Consider the following 18515-nt stretch of genomic DNA (forward strand, 5'->3'; position numbering starts at 1 on the left):
GTCAGGAAATGCCTGAACCCTAACAGCCATAAATCCCGCCCAGATCACGCGGACCCAAAATCAGACGTCACTGGCAGACGAGATGCGCAAAGTGCGAGGAAATTACGATGAAGCGGGTAGGAAATATCCTCAAGTGCCTCGTTCATCGTAGGAAATCCATGTTTCTTGCTGTGGTGAATCAAACGATTGCTGCAGGCGGCGATCGTTTGATTTTGCTTAGGCCCACCGCCGAAAAATCAACGACGTATTAACCCCGCCAAACGCAAAATTATTGTTCATCACATACTGATTACTCATCTGCCGAAACTCACCGCGCAGGTAATCGAGCTTGCCGCAATTGGGATCGACTTCATCAAGGTTGAACGTGTGCGCGTACAGGTTGCTGTTCATCATTTCGATGCTGAACCAGGACTCCAAAGCACCGCAGGCGCCGAGTGTGTGGCCGAGGAAGCTCTTCTGCGAACTGATCGGCATGTGCTCACCGAACAGCGAACTGGTGGCCAGCGTTTCGGCGATGTCGCCCTGTTCAGTCGCGGTGCCGTGACCGTTGACGTAGCCGATGTCCGACGGCTGCAAACCGGCGTCTTCCAACGCCAGTTCCATGGCCCGGCGCATGGTGGACTGCTCTGGACGCGTGGTGTGCTGGCCGTCGGCGTTGCTGCCGAAACCGACGAGTTCGGCATGAATATGCGCGCCGCGCGCCAGTGCGTGCTCCAGTTCTTCAAGCACCAGCATGCCGCCGCCTTCCCCGATCACCAGGCCATCGCGACCGCTGTCGTAGGGGCGCGGGGACGTCTGTGGCGCATCGTTTTTCAGGCTGGTGGCGTAAAGCGCATCGAAGACCATGGCTTCGGTGGGGCATAGCTCCTCGGCCCCACCGGCAAGCATCAAGGGCAAACGCCCGAACTTGATCGATTCGTAGGCATAACCGATGCCCTGGCTGCCGCTGGTGCAGGCGCTGGAGGTCGGGATCAGCCGGCCGGTGAGGCCGAAGAAGATGCTGATGTTCGCCGCCGTGGTGTGCGGCATCATGCGCACATAGGAGTTGGCGTTCAGACCTTCGGCCACGGAGTTGAGCAGCATGTTGCCGAACGCCTTGATCTCGTCGGTGCTGCCCGTGGAGGAGCCGCAGGCGACGCCCATGCGGCCGTCCTTGATCGACTCGTCACCCAGCAAACCTGCATCGGCCAACGCCTGCTCCGCCGCGCCGACGGCCAGGCGCGAAACCCGGCCCATGCTGCGCAGTTGTTTGCGGGTCCAGTGGCTCGGTACCTTGAAGTCATCGATGGGCCCGGCCAGGCGTGTGTTGAGTTCGGTAAAGCGATCCCATTCGTCCATCCGGCGAATGCCGCTGCGGTTGGCCGCGAAGTTGGCGGCGATGGTTGCCCAATCGCTGCCCAATGAGGTGATGCCGGCCATGCCGGTGACGACGACGCGTTTCATCAGCACAGGCCTCCGTTGACGGCCAGCACCTGCCGGGTGATGTACGACGCTTCCGCCGACATCAGGAAATTCACCGCGCCGGCCACCTCTTCCGGGGTGCCCATGCGCTGTGCGGGGATCATTTTCATCAGTTCTTCCACTGGCACGTTTTCGTCGAGCATGGCGGTGTCGATCAAGCCCGGGGCGACACAGTTGACGGTAATTTTGCGCTTGCCCAGTTCGATCGCCAACGCTTTTGCCGCGCCGATCAAACCGGCCTTGGAGGCGCTGTAGTTGACCTGCCCGCGATTGCCGATCAACCCCGAAACCGACGTGATACAAACGATGCGTCCGGCGGCGCGACGACGGATCATCGGCATCATCACCGGGTGCAGCACGTTGTAGAAACCGTCGAGGTTGGTGCGCATCACCACATCCCAATCATCCTCGCTCAGCGCTGGAAAAGCACCGTCGCGTGTCAGGCCGGCGTTGAGCACCACGCCGTAGTAGGCGCCGTGGCTTTCTACGTCGGCTTCGAGAATGGCTTTGCAACTGGCGCGGTCGGACACATCGAATTGCAGGATGCGCGCGTTGCGGCCCAAGGCTTCGACTTCGATCTTCACGGCCTCGGCGTCCGCAAGACCGCTGCGGCAATGCAGCACGATGTCATGCCCGGCCCGGGCCAGACGCAAGGCGATGGCGCGGCCGATGCCACGGCTGGAGCCGGTGACCAGTACGGATTCAGTCATGACCGGACTCCTGGGGTTTCATTAAGGTATTGGGCGGCTTGCGGCGGACGAAACACGTTCAGACGAGCGGTGGCGTGAATGCCGGGGGCGTTGATGTGGCATTCGAACACGCCCATGCCGTTGTCGTCTTCCAGCGAACGCATCCCGTGGATGGTCAGCTCGGTGCCGGCGGGAAAATATTCGACGTTGCATTCAAATTTACGGGTGCCGAGCAGGAAGCCCAGCTCCACACCGTCGCCCCGCTGGCGCGCATGGCAACCGGCGAAGGCGGCCACGCTCTGGGCCATCAATTCGATGCCGACCCACGCCGGCAGGCTGCCGTCGGGACGACTGAACAGGCCATCGGGCTTGACGGTAAGGCGGGTGTGGATCTGCTCGTCATCGAACGCCAGGATCTGATCGATGAGGATCATGTCGCCAGCGTGCGGCAGCAGTTCGGCGAGCGGCCAGTCAATCATGGGGCGTCTCCGATAATCAGGCTGACGTTATTGCCCCCGAAGGCAAAGGAATTGCTCATCAGGTAGCGAGGTGCAATGGACGCCAGGCGATCGGCCGGGGTCACCCAATTCAGGGCCGGCAGATCGGGGTCGGGCTGGCCGTCCCAGACATGTGGCGGCAACGCATGGTGTTGATTGTCAGCGCTCAGGCTCAACCAGCAGAACGCCGCTTCCAATGCGCCGGCCGCACCGAGGGTGTGGCCGGTCATCGGTTTGGTCGACGAACAGGGTACGCCGGCCGGGAACAATGCCGACACCGCCAGGCTTTCCATGGCGTCGTTGTGCTGAGTGGCGGTGCCGTGCAGATTCAGGTAACCGATCTGTTCAGGTTGCAGGCTCGCCCGGCTCAAGGCTTTGCGCATCGCCTGCAGGGCGCCACGGCCGGTCGGTTCCGGTGCGGAAATGTGGTGCGCATCGGAACTCGCCCCACTGCCCAACAGGGCAATCGACGGTTCGTCGCCAGCCACTTTCGTCATCAGGAACAGCACGGCGGCTTCGCCGATGTTGATGCCATGACGATTCACCGAGAACGGGTTGCAGCGTTGTTCGGACACTGCCTCCAGCGCCGAGAAGCCGTTGAGGGTCAGCTTGCACAACGTGTCGACGCCGCCGCACAGCACCGCGTCGCACAGGCCCAGGTCCAGCAGGCGTTGGGCACTCATCAGCGCCCGGGCGCTGGAGGTGCACGCGGTGGAAATCACATAGGCCGGGCCGCTGAGTTGCAGCCAGTCGGCAAGAAAATTCGCCGGTGCGCCGAGTTCCTGTTGCTGGTAGTCGTAATCGACAGGGAACTGATCCTCGCGGATGTAATGAGCCAACCCATGACTGGCTTCATCGATGCCGGAGGTGCTGGTGCCGAGGATCACGCCGATGCGATCACGGCCATAAGTCTGGATCGCTTGATCGATGTCGTTGCGAATTTGCAGCGCCGCTTCCAGCAGCAATTGGTTGTTGCGGCTGCTTTGTTTCGCCAGTTCCACAGGGATCGGCGCCAGTTCGCCGCGCACCGCGGCCACCGGCAACGAGCGTTCCGGCACCCAGCCGGCCTCGCTGCGCATGCCGGAGCAATCGCCGGCGAACAGGTTGTGTGCAACTTCCTGCTTGCTGCGGCCCAGGGCGCAGATCACCCCGAGGGCGTTGAGGTAAGCGGTCATGGCGTTTCACCGGTCAGGGGCGTGACTTGATACGTCGGACCTTTGGGCACGTTCAATTCAAAGCTCATCGGTTGTGAGTAACGGACTTCCCAGTGCGACGGCAGGGAACGTTGTGCGCCATGCTGCCAGGCGCCGGGATAGTTGCCCTGTAATTCATCTTTGGGCGTGAGCGCAAACAGCAACGCGGCGAACAACTCACGGGCTTCCGGATTAGGTGGCAGCAAGCCGTCAGCCTGCCATTTGCCGTCGATCAGTTTCTGACGTGCCTGTGGAATGCCCAGCAAATCCATCATCGACCAGCGAATGCCCGGGCCTTCACGCGCAATTACCAACACCCAATCCTGACGCTGGCCGTCCAGCAGCCGCTGGATGTGCAGTTGCTGTGGCAACGGCAGGTCCGGGGTTTGCTCGGGCAAGGGCGCGTGGCTGGTGCAGGCGCTCAGCAACACGACCGCGCCGAGCAGCAAATATCTCAGCATGTATTTTGAGCGACTGGCAATGAACATCACACAACACCTTCAAGCGGTTTGCGCGCCACCACATTGACCAGGGTTTCTTCCCGTTGGCCAACAGGTTTTGGCTGGCGCAGGCCAAAGCGTTCAAGCAGGCCGAAATCCTTGGCGCGACTCCACCACAAGTATGGATAAGACACGTTCTGCGCGCTGAATTCGAACCCTTGGCGACGAATCATCTCAAGGTACTCGGCGGCGCTCTTTTGCACGTGCATCGGATGGCGGAACAGCCAGCGAATCACCCAGGTATCAATGTAAGCCTCGGTGGATTCGGCGAACAGCAGATAACCGCCGGGCTTGAGCACGCGGTAGAACTCGGCCAGTGCCTTGTCCTGCTCCACCAGATGGTGGAAGGTCTGGTGACAGAACAGCAGGTCGACGCTGGCATCCGGCACGGCAAGCGTGGCGCAGTCGCTGCCGACCAACTCCACGTCCATGCCCTGACGGGTGGCTTCTTCGCCGCTCAAGTCGAGGCTGTGCGGGTCGGCGTCCACGCCAATCAGGCGCTGTGGCGCAAAAGTCTGGCGCAGGTACTGGAACGACTTGCCCTGACCGCATCCGGCATCCAGCAACACCGGGTTGCCTGGCAACGGTTCGCTGAACAGGCCGCGCAGGTCATTGATTGCGACGCGCAACACATGGTGCTGCCAGGTGTGGCTGCGCAGGAACCAGAAACCGAACCGGGTCTCTTCGACGTAGTGTTCGCTCAAGTAGCTCACGTAGCGTCACTCGCGCAAATTTCCGAAAGCATGCGCAACCGGCGCTTGGCTTCGCTGACGAACGGATTGCGCTCGTCCCACGCATAACCGGCCAGGATCGAGCTGATCATGCGGCGAATATCCGCCGAGCCGCCCTCGTGATAAATCACGTCCTGGAACGTTCCGGCGTACCAGCCTTCGACATAGCAACGGAACGTATCGACGCCACGCTTGAGCGGTTCGGCGAACTCGGCCTGCCAGTCGACGCTTTCCCCCTGCAACTGACGGTGCAGAACTCCGGCGGCCATGCTCGCCGAACGCATGGCGATGGTCACGCCGGAGGAGAACACCGGATCGAGGAATTCCGCCGCGTTACCGAGCAGTGCAAAACCGGGGCCGTGCAGGGTTTTGACGTTGGCCGAATAGCCGCCGATGGTGCGCGCCGGCGTATCCCACACAGCGTTGCCCAGCACGCCGGAGAGGCTTGGGGTTTCAGCGATAAACCCCCGCAGGCACTCGTCCAGATTGTCCATGCGGCCTTCATAGTGTTCGGCTGCCGCGACAACCCCCACCGAGCAACGGCCGTTGCTGAACGGAATGGTCCAGAACCAGATATCGCGCTGGGTCGGATGGGTGGTGATGAGGATCTTTTCCCGTTCGAATGCCGGGCTGTCGATATGGTCTTCGATGTGCGTGAACACGGCTTGGCGCACTGGAAAATTCGACGGTGCCTCAAGGTCGAGCAAGCGCGGCAGGACACGGCCGTAACCGCTGGCGTCGAGCACGAAGTCCGCTTCGATCGCGTACTCGCTGCCGTCTTCACGACGCACGCCGAGCTGCGGTTTCGCCCGGTCGACATCGACGCTGACGATGGCTTCGCCGTAGCGGATTTCGACACCCTGCAGCGCGGCCTGATCGGCCAGCAGTTTGTCGAAGTCGGCGCGCTGGACCTGGAAGGTGGTCGGCTTGCCGTCACTGAACGTGTCGCCGAAATCGAAAGCGCTATAGCGCTCGCCCCAGGCAAATGCTGCACCGTTTTTCATCTGGAAACCGGCGGCGTTGACGGCATCGAGCATGCCGGCCTCCTCGACGAAATCCAGGCAGTGCGACAGCAGGCTTTCGCCGATGGAAAACCTTGGGAAATGCTGGCGCTCGATCACCAGGACATCATGCCCTTTGCGCTTGAGCAGCGCGGCGGCGATGGCGCCCGACGGGCCGGCGCCGATGATTACTACCTGACGACGTTCCATTTCAACGATTGGCATGGGGGCTCCTTGCCGGGACGGCAGCTTTCAAGGGGATTCGATGCATGCCGACCAATGCCGGCAGCAGTGTCGCGATCAGGCCCATCAACATCAGCGCAAAGTACAGCGGCGGGCTGATGAGCTGTTGTTGCAGCAGCAGGTTGAGAAAGACGATCTCGCTCAAGCCGCGAATATTCAGCAGCACACTTTCGCGCCAGCGGCTGGCGCCGGCAAACGAAGCGCCGGCCCAGCCGAGCCCCAGCCAGTTGCCCAGCAGTTTGCTGGCAATCGGCAACAGCAGCAGCGCGGCCAGTTGCGCCCAGCTCAGGCTGTCCATGGCGCTGTGGACATTGATCTGCACGATGCCGAACGTGAGGATCAGCGGGATAGCGACCCAGGTTTGCAATCGATTCATCCAGATCGCTTGCACCGGCAACACCAGCGGCACCTTCAGCGCGGCCATGCACAGCAGATAGCCGATGCCGACAATCAGCGCGTTGAGTTTGTAGTGTTCAGCCACCACCAGCAGTGCAAAGAAACACCCGCTGTAGAGTCGTGGCTGGCGCAGGCCGGCAACCCACAACAGTGCGGGCACACAGGCGCAGGCCAAGGGCAGCAGCAGACTGCTCAGGTGCAGGCTGCCCTGGGCAATGGCAAACAGCGTCCAGCAAGTGAGGTCGATCAGAATCGCCGTCTGCACCAGTCGCCGGGTGGCGGTGGTCGGGTAACCGATATGCCGCAAGTACAGATACAACACCGGTATTGCGGTGATGGCGAACAGCAAGCCCACCGCCAGCGAACTGATCCACGGCTGGGACGGCAGCCACCAGATCGCGGTGGCCAGGCCGCAGGCAAACGGCACGCAGAAACTCGGCAGGGCTATTTTCAGGCTCTGGCGATCAAGGCGCAGGTCGATCACGTCGCTGAGGATGTAACCCAGCAACAATGCGAAACTCAGGCTGTAGAGGTTTTTCAGCCAGATCGGTGCGACGAGCGTCGCGCCGCTCAACTGCCAGTCGGGTTCGATCCAGAAGTACATCAGCAACGGCAGGCCGACGGTGGCCAGCAACAATTGGCTGACGATCGGGATCAAGCCGAAGTGACGCCCGACACGGGTGGCCACGGCGAACAGCGCCAGGGCCATTGCCCAGAACAGCACGACCATCATGCTGCCGACTCCGCGACGCTGGTCGCCTGCATGTGTCGCCCGGCCCACGGCGCGAGCAGGAAGCTGAACGCCAGGCCCAGGCTCACCGACAGTCCGAAGTTGCTCACCGCCGGCGTGCTGGACACCGCCAGCAAACCGAACGACAGCCAGGTGGTCAACGCCGCCAGCAAGGTGCCCAGCAGGCTGACGGCGGCGCCGCCGACCTGTTCGCGCATGAGGATCGCGTAATCGACGCTGATCGCCGTCACCAGCAGCAGGCCGAACAGGCTGAACAACGTCAGTGGCTGTCCGAGCCAGCCAAGACTGGCGAGGCTGCACAGCGCCGCCAGAAGCGGCAGTGAGACGATGCGCAACGCGCCGCCGAGGCCGAAGGGCAGGATCAACACCAGCACGATCAGCACGCAGGAGGCGAGTTTCAGTTCGGCGGCGCTGATCTGCGTCTCGGCGAAAACCTGGTTCAATTCACCCAGGCGATCCACCAGCTCCACACCCGGCAAATCCAGCGCCTGAACCCGCAGCAGCGCGGGGTTGTTCAGGCCTTGCAGGCTGACCATCGCCGCCACGCCGTCCTCGGTCGGGCCCAGCCACAGTGTGCGATAGGGTTCGGCCAACGGACCGGTCAGCGCGCTGTCGATGTCTTCAACCGGCAATGCCTGCAACTTCGCCAGCTCTGCTTTCAGTGCTTCAAGCGGCACGCCGACGTCGAGCAGCGGTTGCCAGAATTGCGGCAACCTGTTCAGCGCTTCGCGTACCAGATCTTGCTCGCGGGGCTGACTCACCAGTTGGTTGAGCGACAGGTAGCCCTGGAGTTTGTCCAGGTTGACCAACTGATCCAGGCGCTCGCTCAACGCGGTTTGGCGTTCGAGCAGTTCTTGCTGATTGGTGGCCCGTACCAGGAAGAACTGGCTGGTGGGTTGGTAACCGGTGATGCGCGCAATGGTCTGGGCTTCGTCCGTCAATTGCTGCGGCGCGCCGACCCATTGGCGAATGTCGTTTTTGCTGTCGAGCTGCAACAGACCGCCGACGCAGAAGGCAATCAGCAGCGCCAGCAGCACTGGCGTACGGGCGAAGTTCAACAGCCTTTCGCGCAGTGCCAGCAAATATTCGGCGACGCGCAACGGCCACTGTGCCGGGCGCAAATCCGCACCCTTGAGCAGTGCCGGCAGCAGGCACACCGCTGACAGGTAGGCGCCGATCAGTCCGGCGGCGGAGAACACGGCGATCTGGGTCAGCGCCGGGAACGGCGTCCAGGCCAGCGCGAGGTAACCGATGCAACTGGTGATCAGGCTCAGCGTCAGGCCAGGCAGCGTCAGGCGCAATGCGGGCCAGCTGTGCCAGGGTTTCAGGCTCCAGCTCTTGGACAGATAGTGCAGCGGGTAATCGACCGCGACGCCGATCAGGCTGGAGCCGAGCACCAGCGTCATCACATGCATATGGCCGAACAGCGCCACACACGCCACCGCGCCGAACAGCATGCCGACCAGAACCGGAACGAACGCCAGCAACACGCGCCAGCGGCGGAAGGCCAGCAGTAACAGCAACAAAATACCGACGGTGGCGCCGCCGCCTACCCAGGTCATTTCCCGAGTCGCCTGTTGTTGACCGGCGGCGGCGTAGAGCAAACCGCTGGCGGCCAGCAGTTGCACGTCGCTATGAGCTGCTTCTTCGCGGCTGTGCTTGAGCAGTTCGGCCACTTGCAGCGGCAGGTTCATGTCGAAGGCATTGCCGGTGGTGCGCGCACGGAGCATCACCCAGCTCTTGCCGTCGGCATCGGCGACCAGTGCGCCGCTGCCGATGTCCAGTTGCACCGAACCGTGCTGCGGCTGGCTGTTCTGGATGCGCCCGGCCAGGCCCAGCCAGTCATCCTGGCTCGGCACCAGGCTGAAACCGGTGAACGGGTCGAACAGCGCCTGCACCCGTTGCTGGATAAAGGTGTCGGGGTGCTCGATCAGTTGCTGTCGATCCGTTGCCGAAAGCATCGCCAGCCGGCCTTGCAGCAATTGCGTGCGCAGCGCCGGCAAGTCGGCTTGCAGGGTCCATTGGACTTTTTCGAACAAACCACTGGCCTGCCATTGCTCGCCCAGTTTCTGCGCCATGGCGACGGCTTGCTGACGATCCTTGTGACCGACCAGCACCAGCATTTCGCGGTTCAGCGGTTCTTGCATGCGTTGCTCGGCGCGCAGCTCCAGCGCGTCCGGTGCCGTGCCCGGCACCAGTTCCATCAGGTTGGCCGACAGCGGTGCGCCGTCACGCCATTGCCAACCGGCAAGCGCGAGCACTGCCAGCAGCAGGATCAGAAACAGGCGTGGAAGCGTGCGTTCACTCGGCAAAGTCATGTTGCTCCGCATCGCTCAACGGTTGGGCGCTGGTGCTGTCCTGCATGCGTAACAGGGTACTGTCGCCCTGGGTTTCCAGCAGTTCGATGCTGTGCACCAGTTCACCACCGGTGATGTTGATCTGATTGAACACTTGCTTGAGCAACAGCGAGCGCGGAATCAGGGTCAGTTTCCAGTTCTGCGCCTCGCCGCTCAGGGACAGTTCGAAGTCCCGTTGCAAGCCGCTGCTGTCGCCTTGCAGCACGGCGAGGAACAAGCGGTTCTGCTCGGCACCGGCACTCTTGCCCGGCAGCATCTGCCAACCGCTGGCGTCACGTCGCGCGATGCCTTTGTCGGTGATGCGGTAATCCTGTTGCAGCGGGGTTTTCAGTAGCCAGAGGAGGCCGTGGTTTTTCGCCAGGACGAAGGTGCCCTTGCTGGTTAACGGCTGGGTCAGGGCGCGCAGGTGTTTTTCCTGGATGAAGTCGCCGTGGATCACATCGGGTCTGGCCAATTGATCGCTAAGCTGTTGCAGATCGAAGGCGTGAACCATCGATGACAACCCGAGCAGCGCCAAAGCAGCGAGGTATCGAAACACCTGTGGCGAGCGAGCTTGCTCGCGCTGGGCTGCGAAGCGGCCCCAAAAACCTGCCAGCCATTTCCCTGTTTGTGAGTGCTGCGCACTCAAGCGTGAGCAGGCTCGCTCGCCACAGGAAACGGGGTTGGCCTCAGAAGAGGTGTCGATATCGGTGTTCATGGCAGCATCCTTTCAACGGCGTCGGTGAACACTTTCGGTGAGGCCATCTGCATCTCGCGGCTGGCCATGTCGACAGCCACCTGCACGGAACTGGCCCGGGTCAAACGTTCACCGGTTTGCAGATCGCTGATCAGGTAATTGATCTTCAACCGGTTCTCCCACTCCACCAGATTCGCCCGTACATTCAGCTTCTGGCCGAACACCGCGCCGCGCACGTAGCGCAATTGCAGGTCGATCACCGGCCAGGCGTAGCCCGATGCAACCATGGCGTCGTAGTTGTGGCCGATCCTGTCCAGCAGCGCGCAGCGAGCGACTTCCAGGTATTTGACGTAATGGCCGTGCCAGACGACGTTCATGGTGTCGACGTCAAAGAACGGCACGAGGATTTCCGTATCGGTGTGAAGCACTCCCTTGCTACGCATGCAGCCTCCAGTGTTGTTCGGCAATCCGTTTCAGGCACAGGCGCAATTCGCCTTCCAGTGCGCGGTCTTCGATGACTGGCGGGAAGTCCTTGGCCAGCGCTTCGTGCATGGCGGCAAGGGCGGGTGGCAACGGGCGGGCATTTTCAGCTTTGCTGCGCAGCCACACACCCTGATTGGCGGCGAGCAGCGTGGCGGCGGCGACCTGTTCGGTCAGCTCCAGCACACGGATCGCATCACGGGCGGCGATGGTGCCCATGCTCACCTTGTCCTGGTTGTGGCATTCGGTGGAGCGGGAGAACACGCTGGCCGGCATGGTGTTTTTCAATGCTTCGGCGGTCCAGGCGCTGGTGCCGATCTGCACGGCTTTGAAGCCGTGGTTGAGCATCGCGCGATCCGCCGTGGCGCCGGACAGATTGCTCGGCAAGCCATGGTTGTAACGCTCGTCTACCAACAGTGCGAGTTGACGGTCGAGCAGGTCGGCAACGTTGGCCACCAGGTTTTTCAGGCTGTCCATGGCGAACGCGATGTGGCCGCCGTAGAAATGCCCGCCGTGCAGCACGCGCTCGGCTTCGGCGTCGATGATCGGGTTGTCGTTGGCGCTGTTGAGTTCGATCTCGATAAACGAGCGCAACCAGTTCAGGCTGTCGGCCAGGACGCCGAGCACGTGGGGCGCGCAGCGCAGGGAATAGCGGTCTTGCAAGCGATGCAGCGGCGCGGTCGGTGCGTCGATCGCCAGGTCCTTGCGCAGCCACGCGGCGACTTGCATCTGCCCCGGATGCGGTTTGGCGGCGAACAGGCGCTCGTCGAAGTGCTCCGGATTGCCTTGCAGCGCGACCACGTTCAGCGCGGTGATTCGGGTGGCCAGTTGCAGCAAATAATCGGCGCGGGCGTAGGCCAGGCAGGCGAGGCCGGTCATCACGGCGGTGCCGTTCATCAGTGCCAGGGCTTCTTTCGGGCGCAGAACCAGCGGTTCCCAACCCAGTTCGCGATGCACGTCCGCGGCCTGGCGGCGTTCGCCGCGGAACATCACTTCGCGCTCGCCGGACAAGGTCGCCGCGACATAGGACAGTGGCGTCAGATCACCGCTGGCGCCTACCGAGCCCTCTTCCGGGATCAGCGGCAGGATGTCGTGTTCGAGGAACGCTTGCAGGCGCTCCAGCAATTCCACGCGCACCCCGGACACGCCGTGGCACAGCGACTGCAAACGCGCTGCGAGCACCGCGCGGGTGGCCTGGGCGTCGAGCAGTTTGCCCAGCCCGCAACCGTGGAATGTGTACAGATGACGCGGCAACGCCTCGACGTGATGCAGCGGCACCGCGACCACGCAGGAATCGCCGTAACCGGTGGTCACGCCATAGATCACGCCTTCCTTGTCCAGCAGGGAATCGAGGAATCGCGCACCCTTGGCGATGCGCTCGCGGTACGCAGGATCGTCCTGCAACTGCGTCGGCACCTGACGGTTGGCCAGGGCCAGCACGTCTTCGATGCGCAAAGGGAGTTCGCCGAAGGTTACCGGCTCAAGCGTTGGCGTCGTCATCGGTCTTCCAGAAGGGGTAAAAGTTGAACCATTGTTGAGGTGCTTCGAGGCAATAGTGACCCAGGCGTTCGGCGTAGCGGGTCGCCCACTGATGAATGACCTGTTCGCGGTCGCTGCGCTTCCAGGTGATCGCGTCAGCGAACGGTTCCAGGGTCAGCCGGTAATCACCGTCGGGTTTTTTCAGGCACAGCAGCAGGTTGACCGGGCATTTCAACAGCCCCGCGAGCAGCCACGGCCCTTGCGGAAACTTTGCCGGCTGGCCAAGGAAATCCACGGTCACGCTGCGCCCACCGTGCAACGGCACGCGATCACCGGCAATCGCCAGCCACTCGCCGCGCTCCAGGCGCTCGTGCAGTTGCAGCATGATCACCGGGTCCAGTTCGCTGACCTGGATAAGCCGCAGATTGGTCGCCCCGGCTTCGCCCAGCAAACGGTTGAACTGCTCGGCGTGCTTGGTGTGCACCAGCACGTTCATCGTGACCTTTTCGCCGATCTCCGCCAGCGCGCGACACACCTCGAGGTTGCCCAGATGCGCGCCCACCAGCAGTTGCCCGCGGCTGCCGCGCAGCTGATTGCGCAGCAATGCCGGATCGATGATTTCGATCTGCTCGAGGCTCAGCTTGCCGTTCCACACGTCGAGTTTGTCGAGCATCGAATCGGCAAAGGCCATGAACTGACCGAATACGCGCCAGTGGCTGGGGCGTAATTCCTCGCGATGACTCCAGTCGGCGAGGCGCTGCTGGTATTGCCAGGCACTGTGCCGGGCACTGCGACCGAACAGGAAAAAGTACAGGACGATGCCGTACAACAGCGGGCTCAACAGTCGGCGGCCGAGTACCTTGGCGCCGAACGCGGTGAGCTTCATCAGCCAGAAACTGCCGCGCTCCTGGCGGTCGGCCCAGTGTTCCTTGTCTGCGTTGCTGCTCATGCTCGCCACCGTCGCCAAAGGATCACCGGGGCTCGCAGCAACATGCCGAAGAACAGCCGGGTGTGCATGCTCGAAATCAGCACGTTGTCGTGGAACATCCGGAAGTGTGAGACACCGTCCAGCGGGTAGTGCACCTTGGTCGGCAGCCACTGCATCGGCTGATTGCGCCAGGCCAGGCGCACCAGAATGTCCGAGTCGAAGTCCATGCGCTTGCCGATCTTCGCCGAGTCGATCAGCGCCAGGGTTGGCGGCAATGGATAGACGCGGAAGCCGCACATGGAGTCGCGAATCTGCAGCGACAGGGTGTTGATCCAGACCATTACGTGCGTCAGGTAGCGGGCGTACAGACGACCTTTCGGCACGCTGGCGTCGTATTGCGGATAGCCGCAGATCACCGCGCGCGGATGGGCGCGTGATTGTTCGATGAACGTCGCGATGTCTTGCAGGTCGTGCTGACCGTCGGCGTCTACCTGCAAGGCATGGCTGAAGCCCAGGCGCGAGGCTTCGCGCAGGCCGGTCATGACCGCGCCGCCCTTGCCCTGATTGGCGGCGAGGCGGATCAGGTAAACCATCTCGCGTTGGGCCAGTTGATCGAGCACCGCCGCGCAGGCCGGGTCGCTGGCGTCGTCGACCAGAATGCATGGCAAGTTGCTTGCGATCACTGCGTCGACCACGGTGGTGATCGCGGTTTCGTGGTTGTAGACCGGGATGATTGCGCAGGGTTTATGCATGATGTGGAACCTGCGCAAAACCCCTGTGGAAAGAGCGCTTGCTCCCGCTGGGCTGCGAAGCAGCTCCAAAACTGATTAGTGCTGACATCAAGGCGACTGCTGCGCAGTCGAGCGGGAGCGAGCTCCCTCGCCACAGGTTAAGCATTGCCTGCAGCCTCCAGCAAAATCCGCCCGCTGGAGCAGGTGGCGGTCTCGTTGCGATAGGCGAAATACAGCTTGCTGCGCACCGGATCGAAGCGCAGGTGTAACTGGATTTCATCGCCCGGACGCACCAGTTGCTGGAATTTCAGCACTTCCATGCCGGCGAACTTTTCCGGCAGTTTCATCAATTGCTGACCAAGGTTCAGTGCCCATTCCACCTGCACCACACCGGGCAGAACCGGCGCCTGGGGGAAGTGGCCACTGAAGTAGGCGAGGTCCGGTGGTATCGCCAATTGCAGGCTCCACTCACCATCGACTTCGACCTGCTCCAGCACTTGCGGCGCTTTCGGGCGCGGCGCCAGCAGCAAGGCTTCCACCTCGGCCTGAGGCAGTTTGCCTTGAGTGTTGAGCGGCAGTTGCCGCAGCAAACGCCAGCGTCGTGGCAGGGCGAGGGCTTCGCAATGCTGGCTGAGGTGTTGGCGCAGTTCCTGAGTGAGGGTGCGTCGGCCCTGATTGCGCAAGGCATGCAAACCCGATTCGCTGAGCACCAGCAATGCACCCAGCGAGGCACGATTCTCCTGAACCACGCCGAGGCGCGCTTCCGCGATCCATTCGTGGGCCATCAGCGCCTGCTCCAGCATCGGCAGCGAGATACGTTTTTCTTCCAGTTTGACGATCCGGTCCAGCCGCCCGAGCAGTTCGAAGCGGCCGTCGGCGGCGATTCGCGCCGCATCCGCAGTGTGTTCGATGTGACCGGGCGGCAAGTATGGCGACGCAATGAGCAGCGCGCCGTCGCTGTCCTGGCTCAACTCGATGCCGGCGAAGGCTTGCCAGAGAGTGTTGCCCTGACGCCAGGCGATGCCACCGGTTTCCGAACTGCCGAAGATTTCCGTCGGCCACTGTTGCAGCCGTTGTTGAAGGCTTTGCGCTGCCTCGGCGGGTAAAGCGCCGCCAGAGGAAAACACCCGGCGAACCGCGCTCAGCGCCGGCCAGTCAAGGTTGTCGCCCATGCGCTTGAGCAGCGCCGGGCTGGCAACCCACGCAAAGGTCGGGTGTTTGCGGCTGGCGCGCTGCAAATCTTCTGGAAAGGCCAGTTGCTTGCGCACGAATGAACGCCCGGCGCACAGCGGCCACAACACCCGAAACAGCAGACCGTAGATGTGCTGGGTGGCGACGCTGCCAATCAGGCACGCCTCGCCCAGATCGGCACCCCAGAGCTGCTCCAGCGCTTCGACTTCATTGGCCAGTTGGCGCAGGGTCTTGTCGATGCGCTTGGGTTCGCCGCTGGAGCCGGAGGTGCACAGGCTTAGCGTGCAGCGATCCAGGTCCAGGGCCGCGGCGGTCAGTGACGCGTGGCGATAATCGCTGAGGTGCGCATCATCGGCCTGATCCGTCAGCCACAGGTCGACTTCGCTCGACCAGCGTTGACGCGTTTGCGGTTGCAGGTCGGCAGGCAGCAGCACGCTGACGCCGGCGCGCCAGGCACCCAGCAGCGCAATTGCCAGGTCGGCGGCATCCTCAAGGTGCACGGCAATGCGCTGCACGCCCTGCGTTTGCAGGCCGGCGGCCAGACTCAGGGCCTGTTCGCACAGTTGTGCGTGATTCAGCACCGGATCAGCCGTCACAGCACGTTCCGGTTGAGCCTTGAGCAACAATTGCTCAAGTTTTATCCAATTCATGGGTGGCCTCGTACCCGTTGTCGTATAAGCCATTCAATGGCAAACATCAGGCCGATCAATCCATAGGAGATCAGGCCGGTGTACAACATCCACCAACTCAGCGGCGCCCAGAGGGTCAGGGCTGCAGCGCACAAACCGTTGCAGAGAAAAAACACACACCAGGCAATGGTGACCTGGCGGGTATAGCGAATTGCCTTGGCCGGCAAGCGTGGTTCACGCAGGCGGGCAAGGCGTTCGATCATCGGCGGGCCGTATTTCAAACTCAACCCGAACAGCATCAGCATGAAGCCGCTGATCAGCACGGGGTACCAGCGCAGCATGGCGGGGCTGTCGAACAGTGCGAGCAACAGGCAAAACACGATGGCGATGGTGGCCATCCACCGGTTTCCCGGTCGGCGCACGCCCGTCAGCGCCCGAGCCAGCCACAGGCTGCCCAGCAGCAGACCGAACTGCCACGGGGCAAAATGTTCCATGCCGAAATACACCGCAAAGGGGTACAGCAGGCCCGCCAGCAGCAGGCCAAGGCCGATCACTCGGCTCATGCGGCGGGTTGAACCAGACGGTAGACCGCCTCGACCACGTCGCTGACGGTACGCACCGTTTTGAATTCTTCAGCGGCGATTTTCTTGCCGGTCTGGCGCTTGATGTGGTCGATCAGGTCGACCGCGTCAATGCTGTCGATTTCCAGGTCCTGGTACAGGTTGGATTCGAGGCTCACACGCTCGGGGTCCAGCTCGAAGAGTTCTACCAAGGCATCGCGCAGGGTGTTGAAAATGTCATCACGAGTTTGCATGGTCCGGTCTCAAGCTGCCTGTTTTGCGGTGACGAACGCCGCAAGGCTCGCCACGTTACTGAAGTGATTACGGGTGTCCTTGGCGTCGGCGTCGATTTTGATGCCGTATTTTTTCTGGATCGCCAGGCCGAGCTCCAGGGCGTCGACGGAGTCCAGGCCCAGGCCTTCGCCAAACAAAGTCTGGTTATTGCCGATGTCGTCGACGCTGATGTCTTCGAGGCCCAGGGCTTCGATAATCAGTTCTTTGATTTCACGGTGCAGATCGCTCATCTTCGGCGAGCTCCTTAATAAAGTAGTGATGCAAGTAATCATTGAGCTTGCGCGAGGCTTGAGGCGCGGGCCCTTGCACGGCGAAGGCCTGTGGGTCTATATCGGCCCCGACCCGAAAACTGAAGTGCACGCGGCGTTTGGGGATCCGATACCAGGGTTCGGCCTTGGTCAACGTGGTCGGGCTGACCTTGATGACCACCGGGGTGAGAATTTTCGCACCGCGCAGTGCGATCGACGCCGCACCCCGATGAAAGGAGGGCGTTTCACCGGGCTGGGTGCGGGTGCCCTCCGGAAAAATGATCAGGGTCTGGCCGCTTTTCAGTGCGTCGGCCGCCGCATCGAGCATGTCCATGCTGCCGTCGTTGCTGATGTATTCGGTGCGGCGTAGCGGGCCGCGGGTAAAGGGGTTTTCCCAAAGGCTGCTTTTGACCACGCAGTTGGAATGGCGTACGAGGCCGATCAGGAACACCACGTCGATCAGCGACGGGTGATTGGCGATGATCATCTGCCCGGGGCGGCCGAGTTTTTCCGCGCCCTCAATGTCGTAGGTCAGCACGCCGGTACGGGCCATGAACCGGACGAAAAACCAGAAACAGCGACTGACGGTTTGCCGCGCGCGTAGCCGGTGCGTCTGTGCGCTGCCGGGCAGGCAGCCCAGCACCGGAAAAACCACCAGGCGCAGGCACAGCCCACCCAGTCCGAAGAGGGTGAAACTAGCGGCGGTGGCCAGCAAACGCCAGTAATAGGCGTCGCGGTTTTTTTCACTTACAGGTTGCGTTGCCAGGTCCATACACGATTTTTCCAGGCATGTTGGCAGGTGGTCTGCTGGCCTAGCAGGGTACGCAAGAGATTCAGGGCATGGGGCCAGTGGGCTTTGGACAACTCATCCGAAGTGCTGTTCAGGGACAACTGCCAATCGTTGCCGGGTGTCAGCAACAAACCCACCGCGTAGGGAAAGGGCACGTCGTCGATCCAGTCCGAATAGGCTTCGGGTGGCTGTTCTTCGGTGACCACCAGCAGAACCGCGGGCGCGCCTTCGGCAAGCAGTGCCGCCGCCTCTAGCATGCCGTGTTCAAGGCCATCGCCGGCGGCGGCCAGGGCGGTCATTTCACTGGTTTCGCCACGCATGATCGACCACAGGCCGATGACCGCGTTATGCACGGACAGGCTGAACTGGGTCGGCGACAGTGGCTGATCGGCGGCCAGATCACTGAGGATGTCGAAGGTGCGCGGGGTTTCGCCGTGGCGGGAAATAAAGACCAACGGTAGATCAGGGCGACCATCGGCCAACGGCCAGCCGACACTGAACGCCATCCGCGCAAGACGGCTGAGCCGCCGCCGCTGCATGGCCGGCAGAAACGAGACGTCGGGGGCAGCATCGCAGCTTGGCAGCGCGACCGGTTGTCGGCTCCAGGCCTGCCAATCGTCCACGCTTTCGAGCCCAGGGGCCCACGCGCGCCATTGGGCGATGTTGAAGTTGATCACAGGCATTCATCCC

At 62.2% G+C, this 18515-nt stretch carries 20 protein-coding genes; all 20 read right to left on the reverse strand.

From position 1 onward, the window contains the following. Positions 1 to 216: 216 nt before the first annotated feature. On the reverse strand, positions 217 to 1443 hold the full coding sequence (locus ACM6I5_RS26440; protein ID WP_017336150.1) for a beta-ketoacyl-ACP synthase: 1227 nt from the start codon (positions 1441 to 1443) through the stop codon (positions 217 to 219). After that, positions 1443 to 2171 (reverse strand): 3-oxoacyl-ACP reductase FabG, encoded by a 729-nt coding sequence (gene fabG, locus ACM6I5_RS26445; RefSeq protein WP_017336151.1) that lies wholly within the window; start codon positions 2169 to 2171, stop codon positions 1443 to 1445. Before fabG ends, ACM6I5_RS26440 begins: the two co-directional genes overlap by 1 nt. Continuing rightward, a complete protein-coding gene (locus ACM6I5_RS26450) occupies positions 2168 to 2629 on the reverse strand; it encodes a hotdog family protein (RefSeq protein ID WP_017336152.1) in 462 nt (153 codons plus the stop codon). The genes fabG and ACM6I5_RS26450 overlap by 4 nt, the downstream gene beginning before the upstream one ends. Further along, positions 2626 to 3822, reverse strand: coding sequence for a beta-ketoacyl-[acyl-carrier-protein] synthase family protein (locus ACM6I5_RS26455; RefSeq protein WP_414884979.1), 1197 nt, complete (start codon positions 3820 to 3822; stop codon positions 2626 to 2628). Before ACM6I5_RS26455 ends, ACM6I5_RS26450 begins: the two co-directional genes overlap by 4 nt. Continuing rightward, on the reverse strand, positions 3819 to 4301 hold the full coding sequence (locus ACM6I5_RS26460) for a hypothetical protein (RefSeq protein WP_414885082.1): 483 nt from the start codon (positions 4299 to 4301) through the stop codon (positions 3819 to 3821). Before ACM6I5_RS26460 ends, ACM6I5_RS26455 begins: the two co-directional genes overlap by 4 nt. A gap of 26 nt (positions 4302 to 4327) precedes the next feature. Beyond that, complete coding sequence (locus ACM6I5_RS26465; protein ID WP_414884980.1) at positions 4328 to 5053, reverse strand: class I SAM-dependent methyltransferase; 726 nt, start codon at positions 5051 to 5053, stop codon at positions 4328 to 4330. Beyond that, the gene (locus tag ACM6I5_RS26470) at positions 5050 to 6297 is read right to left on the reverse strand and encodes an NAD(P)/FAD-dependent oxidoreductase (protein ID WP_414884981.1); all 1248 of its coding nucleotides are present in this window, start codon (positions 6295 to 6297) and stop codon (positions 5050 to 5052) included. Before ACM6I5_RS26470 ends, ACM6I5_RS26465 begins: the two co-directional genes overlap by 4 nt. After that, positions 6284 to 7444 (reverse strand): sodium:proton antiporter, encoded by a 1161-nt coding sequence (locus tag ACM6I5_RS26475; RefSeq protein ID WP_414884982.1) that lies wholly within the window; start codon positions 7442 to 7444, stop codon positions 6284 to 6286. The genes ACM6I5_RS26470 and ACM6I5_RS26475 overlap by 14 nt, the downstream gene beginning before the upstream one ends. Next, a complete protein-coding gene (locus ACM6I5_RS26480; RefSeq protein WP_414884983.1) occupies positions 7441 to 9780 on the reverse strand; it encodes an MMPL family transporter in 2340 nt (779 codons plus the stop codon). Before ACM6I5_RS26480 ends, ACM6I5_RS26475 begins: the two co-directional genes overlap by 4 nt. Beyond that, the gene (locus ACM6I5_RS26485) at positions 9764 to 10312 is read right to left on the reverse strand and encodes an outer membrane lipoprotein carrier protein LolA (RefSeq protein ID WP_414879997.1); all 549 of its coding nucleotides are present in this window, start codon (positions 10310 to 10312) and stop codon (positions 9764 to 9766) included. Before ACM6I5_RS26485 ends, ACM6I5_RS26480 begins: the two co-directional genes overlap by 17 nt. A gap of 200 nt (positions 10313 to 10512) precedes the next feature. Next, positions 10513 to 10938, reverse strand: a complete 426-nt coding sequence (locus ACM6I5_RS26490; protein WP_017336160.1) for an acyl-CoA thioesterase — start codon at positions 10936 to 10938, stop codon at positions 10513 to 10515. After that, on the reverse strand, positions 10931 to 12475 hold the full coding sequence (locus ACM6I5_RS26495) for an HAL/PAL/TAL family ammonia-lyase (RefSeq protein ID WP_414884984.1): 1545 nt from the start codon (positions 12473 to 12475) through the stop codon (positions 10931 to 10933). The genes ACM6I5_RS26490 and ACM6I5_RS26495 overlap by 8 nt, the downstream gene beginning before the upstream one ends. Further along, the gene (locus ACM6I5_RS26500; RefSeq protein WP_017336162.1) at positions 12456 to 13403 is read right to left on the reverse strand and encodes a glycosyl transferase; all 948 of its coding nucleotides are present in this window, start codon (positions 13401 to 13403) and stop codon (positions 12456 to 12458) included. Before ACM6I5_RS26500 ends, ACM6I5_RS26495 begins: the two co-directional genes overlap by 20 nt. Then, positions 13400 to 14134, reverse strand: coding sequence for a glycosyltransferase family 2 protein (locus ACM6I5_RS26505; RefSeq protein ID WP_414884985.1), 735 nt, complete (start codon positions 14132 to 14134; stop codon positions 13400 to 13402). The genes ACM6I5_RS26500 and ACM6I5_RS26505 overlap by 4 nt, the downstream gene beginning before the upstream one ends. Positions 14135 to 14271: 137 nt before the next feature. After that, entirely contained in the window at positions 14272 to 15954 is a 1683-nt protein-coding gene (locus ACM6I5_RS26510; protein ID WP_414879962.1) for an AMP-binding protein, read from the reverse strand. After that, positions 15951 to 16496, reverse strand: a complete 546-nt coding sequence (locus ACM6I5_RS26515; RefSeq protein ID WP_017336165.1) for a membrane protein — start codon at positions 16494 to 16496, stop codon at positions 15951 to 15953. Before ACM6I5_RS26515 ends, ACM6I5_RS26510 begins: the two co-directional genes overlap by 4 nt. Beyond that, positions 16493 to 16747: an acyl carrier protein gene (locus tag ACM6I5_RS26520; protein ID WP_017336166.1), complete on the reverse strand. Its 255-nt coding sequence runs from the start codon at positions 16745 to 16747 to the stop codon at positions 16493 to 16495. Before ACM6I5_RS26520 ends, ACM6I5_RS26515 begins: the two co-directional genes overlap by 4 nt. A gap of 9 nt (positions 16748 to 16756) precedes the next feature. Beyond that, on the reverse strand, positions 16757 to 17017 hold the full coding sequence (locus ACM6I5_RS26525; RefSeq protein ID WP_017336167.1) for a phosphopantetheine-binding protein: 261 nt from the start codon (positions 17015 to 17017) through the stop codon (positions 16757 to 16759). Next, a complete protein-coding gene (locus tag ACM6I5_RS26530) occupies positions 16998 to 17807 on the reverse strand; it encodes a lysophospholipid acyltransferase family protein (RefSeq protein WP_017336168.1) in 810 nt (269 codons plus the stop codon). Before ACM6I5_RS26530 ends, ACM6I5_RS26525 begins: the two co-directional genes overlap by 20 nt. Continuing rightward, a complete protein-coding gene (locus ACM6I5_RS26535; RefSeq protein WP_017336169.1) occupies positions 17783 to 18508 on the reverse strand; it encodes a beta-ketoacyl synthase chain length factor in 726 nt (241 codons plus the stop codon). The genes ACM6I5_RS26530 and ACM6I5_RS26535 overlap by 25 nt, the downstream gene beginning before the upstream one ends. Between the last annotated feature and the right edge of the window lie 7 nt (positions 18509 to 18515).

Origin of the sequence: Pseudomonas sp. IT-P171, from assembly GCF_949767765.1 — a bacterium.
GTDB lineage: Bacteria > Pseudomonadota > Gammaproteobacteria > Pseudomonadales > Pseudomonadaceae > Aquipseudomonas > Aquipseudomonas fluorescens_B.

What these genes read in the sequence shown, in the direction of transcription:
- ACM6I5_RS26440 (WP_017336150.1), bottom strand. Translation starts at nt 1,443, where the DNA reads ATGAAACGCGTCGTCGTCACCGGCATGGCCGGCATCACCTCATTGGGC.
- fabG (WP_017336151.1), bottom strand. Translation starts at nt 2,171, where the DNA reads ATGACTGAATCCGTACTGGTCACCGGCTCCAGCCGTGGCATCGGCCGC.
- ACM6I5_RS26450 (WP_017336152.1), bottom strand. Translation starts at nt 2,629, where the DNA reads ATGATTGACTGGCCGCTCGCCGAACTGCTGCCGCACGCTGGCGACATG.
- ACM6I5_RS26455 (WP_414884979.1), bottom strand. Translation starts at nt 3,822, where the DNA reads ATGACCGCTTACCTCAACGCCCTCGGGGTGATCTGCGCCCTGGGCCGC.
- ACM6I5_RS26460 (WP_414885082.1), bottom strand. Translation starts at nt 4,301, where the DNA reads ATGCTGAGATATTTGCTGCTCGGCGCGGTCGTGTTGCTGAGCGCCTGC.
- ACM6I5_RS26470 (WP_414884981.1), bottom strand. Translation starts at nt 6,297, where the DNA reads ATGCCAATCGTTGAAATGGAACGTCGTCAGGTAGTAATCATCGGCGCC.
- ACM6I5_RS26475 (WP_414884982.1), bottom strand. Translation starts at nt 7,444, where the DNA reads ATGATGGTCGTGCTGTTCTGGGCAATGGCCCTGGCGCTGTTCGCCGTG.
- ACM6I5_RS26480 (WP_414884983.1), bottom strand. Translation starts at nt 9,780, where the DNA reads ATGACTTTGCCGAGTGAACGCACGCTTCCACGCCTGTTTCTGATCCTG.
- ACM6I5_RS26485 (WP_414879997.1), bottom strand. Translation starts at nt 10,312, where the DNA reads ATGGTTCACGCCTTCGATCTGCAACAGCTTAGCGATCAATTGGCCAGA.
- ACM6I5_RS26490 (WP_017336160.1), bottom strand. Translation starts at nt 10,938, where the DNA reads ATGCGTAGCAAGGGAGTGCTTCACACCGATACGGAAATCCTCGTGCCG.
- ACM6I5_RS26495 (WP_414884984.1), bottom strand. Translation starts at nt 12,475, where the DNA reads ATGACGACGCCAACGCTTGAGCCGGTAACCTTCGGCGAACTCCCTTTG.
- ACM6I5_RS26500 (WP_017336162.1), bottom strand. Translation starts at nt 13,403, where the DNA reads ATGAGCAGCAACGCAGACAAGGAACACTGGGCCGACCGCCAGGAGCGC.
- ACM6I5_RS26505 (WP_414884985.1), bottom strand. Translation starts at nt 14,134, where the DNA reads ATGCATAAACCCTGCGCAATCATCCCGGTCTACAACCACGAAACCGCG.
- ACM6I5_RS26510 (WP_414879962.1), bottom strand. Translation starts at nt 15,954, where the DNA reads ATGAATTGGATAAAACTTGAGCAATTGTTGCTCAAGGCTCAACCGGAA.
- ACM6I5_RS26515 (WP_017336165.1), bottom strand. Translation starts at nt 16,496, where the DNA reads ATGAGCCGAGTGATCGGCCTTGGCCTGCTGCTGGCGGGCCTGCTGTAC.
- ACM6I5_RS26520 (WP_017336166.1), bottom strand. Translation starts at nt 16,747, where the DNA reads ATGCAAACTCGTGATGACATTTTCAACACCCTGCGCGATGCCTTGGTA.
- ACM6I5_RS26525 (WP_017336167.1), bottom strand. Translation starts at nt 17,017, where the DNA reads ATGAGCGATCTGCACCGTGAAATCAAAGAACTGATTATCGAAGCCCTG.
- ACM6I5_RS26530 (WP_017336168.1), bottom strand. Translation starts at nt 17,807, where the DNA reads ATGGACCTGGCAACGCAACCTGTAAGTGAAAAAAACCGCGACGCCTAT.
- ACM6I5_RS26535 (WP_017336169.1), bottom strand. Translation starts at nt 18,508, where the DNA reads ATGCCTGTGATCAACTTCAACATCGCCCAATGGCGCGCGTGGGCCCCT.